Source organism: Endozoicomonas sp. ALE010, assembly GCF_049310165.1.
Lineage (GTDB): Bacteria > Pseudomonadota > Gammaproteobacteria > Pseudomonadales > Endozoicomonadaceae > Endozoicomonas.
In genome coordinates, this window is the sequence record NZ_JBLYNV010000149.1 from 1 (window position 1) to 3,308 (window position 3,308).

Annotated in this window: 3 protein-coding genes; all 3 read left to right on the forward strand. The window is 44.9% G+C overall.

Translation table 11 applies throughout. The features are described from left to right. Positions 1-545 (forward strand): WYL domain-containing protein (locus ACO6UY_RS24225; RefSeq protein ID WP_422491604.1); only part of this gene is annotated, 545 nt, incomplete at its 5' end. Between the two features lie 7 nt (positions 546-552). After that, positions 553-1,464 (forward strand): dynamin family protein, encoded by a 912-nt coding sequence (locus ACO6UY_RS24230; protein ID WP_422491605.1) that lies wholly within the window; start codon positions 553-555, stop codon positions 1,462-1,464. Positions 1,465-1,527: 63 nt separating this feature from the next. Further along, the gene (locus tag ACO6UY_RS24235) at positions 1,528-3,225 is read left to right on the forward strand and encodes a dynamin family protein (RefSeq protein ID WP_422491606.1); all 1,698 of its coding nucleotides are present in this window, start codon (positions 1,528-1,530) and stop codon (positions 3,223-3,225) included. Positions 3,226-3,308 lie beyond the last annotated feature (83 nt).

The window sequence follows — 3,308 nt, forward strand, 5'->3', positions numbered from 1 at the left end:
ACCATTGGTGTGTAGTTGGCCATTGTCGTACCTCTGGCTATACCGGAGGTATGTTAATAGTACATATGTGCACCTCATGCTACCGCCCTGGTAAAGTTAATCCTTACATGATGGTGTTCTACCAGGGAAGTTGGTATCTGGCTGCTACTGCGGAAGGTGTTCTGAAAGCATTTTCTCTTGCGCGCATTAAGCTGGCATCTTTAGGAAATGAGCACTTTGCTATTGATGAAGCTATTATCAAACAGATCAAAGAGCATGACTCTGTCTGGTTTGGTCAACCCGAATTTGAAGTTACGCTTGAAGTTCACCCTGATGTGGCATTCTTTTTTGAGAGAAAGGCGCTCCTACCCAGACAGGAGATTCTTGAGAAAAAGCCGGATGGCACGCTGATTATCCGGGCTTGCGCTTGGAGTTATTCACAGATCGTTCCGCTTATTCAGAGCTGGATTCCCAATATCAAGGTCATCTCACCCAGGAAACTGCACCAACATATTCAGCAGAATTTTACCCAGTGGTTAGCCAGTTCAGGCAATATTTCGGATTAAGTTATTCATGAGCAAATCCTCTAAAACTATTTTGGTTGCGGCAACAATGAGTGCTGGTAAGTCTTCATTGATAAACGCTTTGCTTGGCAAAGATTTACTGCACTCTGCGAATGAAGCGACCACTGCGAAAGTCGCGCGAATCACGATTGTCAAAAAGGGGCGTGCAAAAGCCACTGCATACTGCTGTGAAGGTCTGCCCGCTGAGATGAGCAGGCTATTATCTGCAGATCAGATGAAAGAGTGGAACAGATCTGATGATGTTTCATCAATGGATATCCGTTTTCCGGCCTCAAGCGGTTTGCTGAGTTCCAAGCTTTCGGGATACACCTTCATAGACACTCCCGGAGCAAATAACAGTATGGATGAGCGGCATCGGGCAACTTTTATTGAAGCGATTAAGTCATATCCGGACAGTACATTACTCTACGTAATCAATGTTACCCAGCTTGGAACTACTGATGATGTGGAAGTCCTCAAGACCATCAGGGAGATCCATCCAACAGACCAAGTGATTTTTGCCCTGAATAAAGTTGATGCCCTTGATGAAGAACTCGGTGAAACAGCAGAGCGCTATGTTCGTAATGCCGAGAAGTATTTATCAGGGCTTGGCTTTCAAAATCCCGTGATTATTCCGGTTATGGCGCTTCCTGCATTGACCGCAAAGAAGTTTGTGAAAAATGTCGAAGTAGGGCGTAGTGATCGAAATATGCTTTTCTCTGAGCTTGAGCGTTTCCGTGACAGCGCTCTACATCTAAGCAATGCAGCAATCATGCCCCACAGGATCAAGCGCAATCAGCGTCGGAGACTTAATAATGCATTTAAGGGCGGGTTTGAGGAGATGAGCCGTAAAGAGCTTAAAGCTTTTATCGATTACACAGGGCTAAGCACAATTGAAGCATTGGTCACTAAATCGGCTTGAAGAGCGACGACATTTCCAGATACCTCATTAACATCTTTACGAGCAAAAGAGCAGTACATACTAATGAATCATATATATATCGAGCACAATCCATTTCTGGTTGAAACCAGGTTTTTGATTGATGGCCAGGCTCCTTCTGAAAGTTCAGACATTGCAGGATACAGCACCAAACGCTTACAGTTATGGGTAGAGCAGATCTTTTTTAAACTGCGTGACATTTTTAATGGCAGTTCCAGTTTTTATATCGAGTTTACCGGCGTTGAATCCGATTACGAGGATCTGAAGGAAGCAGCTCAAAAAGCCATGAATGCCGGAATGATGATTGAACTTAGCTGGAATCCGGTAGAGCCAACGGAGAGCCGACTGGATAAAATCAAACAGTTGATGGCCAGGGTCCAAAATACCCCCAAGTTTGAAAAATATCTGGCAAACAGCGGGGATGATGCGCAGCGAGATTTTCTGGAAGCACTGAACAATAACTTTGACGTCTATGTTGTCGCTACCATGTCTTCCGGTAAATCAACGTTCATTAATGCAATGTTAGGGCAGGATTTGCTACCTGCGGCTAATGAAGCAACCACAGCGACGATTGCTCATATTCATGACGACAAAGCTCAGGGAGTGGTATTCCGGGGAGAGCGTTTCAATCGAGAAGGAGACGAGGTTGAACGTTGTGAGGCTGTTCATCTGGATATTCTTCGTCAATGGAACGCTGACAAAGAAACCAAAACAATCTCATTACACGGCGATATTCGTTCAGTCGCAAAAAATGACAATGTGCAATTGGTGCTGACTGACACTCCGGGACCTAACAACAGTCAGGATGCAGAGCATGAGAGAACTACTCTTGGCTTTATTCAGGACTCCCGCCAGAACCCATTGATTGTGTATGTTCTCAATGCAACGCAACTGGGTACCAATGATGATCGAAATTTGCTCAGGCTTGTTTCTGACATCATGAGTAAGGGTGGTAAGCAGAGTAAAGATCGCTTCCTGTTTGTTGTGAACAAGATGGATATGTTTGACCCCGAAAAAGGTGAAAACATTGCCGAAGCACTTGACCGGGTAAGAAAGTATTTGCTGGAAAATGGGATTCATGACCCGAATATTTATCCGGTTTCTGCCCGTATGGCTTATTTGTTGCGCAAGCAGGGTGAACTGACCCGGACAGAGCGTGGTGATAAACGGAATATCGAAGAGTTACTTCTTGAAGAACCTACCATGGCATTTCCTCAATATATGCCGTTGAGCCCAAAAGTGGCTGCGGCAATGGAGGATAAATCAACGTCGCAGGCTTTACGAAACAGTGGGTTACCCGCAATTGAAGCGGTGATTGATGAATACATCAACAAATACAGTTTCCCTATGCGTTTAAATCGCGCCCATCAGGCGTTGACTTCTGCTATAGAGCAAGGTATGCAGGAAGCAGAGTTGATCCGCCAGTTGGAGACCGACGAGAAAGAACTTCATCAGTTATTGGTGGAGATCGAGAGCCTGAAGGAGCGTCGTGACCGAGGCTTTAATACTCAGGCTTACAAGGAAAGGATCAAACATGAGGGGCATGACCTTCCGCCTGAAATTCAGAGCCAGTTAAATGAAATGGAAGGCCGAATTTTAGGCAATATTCGCGAACTTGGTGATGATTTTGTTGGTGAGACAACTGCCCGTAATGCAGAAAAAAGACTGGAGATAGCTTCCAGAGATATTGAGTTTGCCTTCAATAAGACCATTAACGAGTACGAACAGGCTTTTCAGCAGTAATTCCCGATGAATCCTGAAGCACTACAGCCACGAGAGATACAGAAGAGGTAAAAAAATCATGCCCGCACAATTCTTCGACTAAA

Excerpts from the sequence above, each read along its gene's own strand:
- ACO6UY_RS24230 (WP_422491605.1), top strand. The coding sequence starts at position 553 with ATGAGCAAATCCTCTAAAACTATTTTGGTTGCGGCAACAATGAGTGCT.
- ACO6UY_RS24235 (WP_422491606.1), top strand. The coding sequence starts at position 1,528 with ATGAATCATATATATATCGAGCACAATCCATTTCTGGTTGAAACCAGG.